Here is a 1279-nt window from a genome sequence, read left to right on the forward strand (position 1 = left end):
CGTGAGCGTCCGATGTTTGAGAACTCAACAGCGTGCCGAAATTCGATGCCAAGTTTTAAACCTCGTTTGAGGTTCCTTTGGTAGATGGACATTCAACGTCATGTTGTTTTGTCTTTTTGCTGGGTTTACAAATTTTTCTACGGAGAGTTTGATCCTGGCTCAGGACGAACGCTGGCGGCGTGCTTAACACATGCAAGTCGAACGATGATGCCCAGCTTGCTGGGTGGATTAGTGGCGAACGGGTGAGTAACACGTGAGTAACCTGCCCTTCACTCTGGGATAACTCCGGGAAACCGGGGCTAATACTGGATATGACTCCTCCTCGCATGGGGTGGGAGTGGAAAGCTTTTGTGGTGGAGGATGGACTCGCGGCCTATCAGCTTGTTGGTGAGGTAGTGGCTCACCAAGGCGACGACGGGTAGCCGGCCTGAGAGGGCGACCGGCCACACTGGGACTGAGACACGGCCCAGACTCCTACGGGAGGCAGCAGTGGGGAATATTGCACAATGGGCGAAAGCCTGATGCAGCGACGCCGCGTGAGGGATGAAGGCCTTCGGGTTGTAAACCTCTTTCAGCTCTGAAGAAGCGAAAGTGACGGTAGGAGCAGAAGAAGCACCGGCTAACTACGTGCCAGCAGCCGCGGTAATACGTAGGGTGCGAGCGTTGTCCGGAATTATTGGGCGTAAAGAGCTTGTAGGTGGTTTGTCGCGTCTGCGGTGAAATCCCAACGCTTAACGTTGGGCTTGCCGTGGGTACGGGCAGACTAGAGTGTGGTAGGGGAGACTGGAATTCCTGGTGTAGCGGTGAAATGCGCAGATATCAGGAGGAACACCGATGGCGAAGGCAGGTCTCTGGGCCATAACTGACACTGAGAAGCGAAAGCATGGGGAGCGAACAGGATTAGATACCCTGGTAGTCCATGCCGTAAACGTTGGGCGCTAGGTGTGGGGCTCATTCCACGAGTTCCGTGCCGCAGCTAACGCATTAAGCGCCCCGCCTGGGGAGTACGGCCGCAAGGCTAAAACTCAAAGGAATTGACGGGGGCCCGCACAAGCGGCGGAGCATGCGGATTAATTCGATGCAACGCGAAGAACCTTACCAAGGCTTGACATACACCGGAAACATTCAGAGATGGGTGCCCCGCAAGGTCGGTGTACAGGTGGTGCATGGTTGTCGTCAGCTCGTGTCGTGAGATGTTGGGTTAAGTCCCGCAACGAGCGCAACCCTCGTTCTATGTTGCCAGCGCGTTATGGCGGGGACTCATAGGAGACTGCCGGGG

At 55.7% G+C, this 1279-nt stretch carries 1 rRNA gene; it reads left to right on the forward strand.

Features of this window, described 5'->3' with window-relative positions:
• Positions 1–136: 136 nt before the first annotated feature.
• A 16S ribosomal RNA gene (locus K313_RS0119405) occupies positions 137–1279 on the forward strand; the annotation flags it as partial.

It is taken from the genome of Arsenicicoccus bolidensis DSM 15745, from assembly GCF_000426385.1.
GTDB classification, from domain to species: Bacteria; Actinomycetota; Actinomycetes; order Actinomycetales; family Dermatophilaceae; genus Arsenicicoccus; species Arsenicicoccus bolidensis.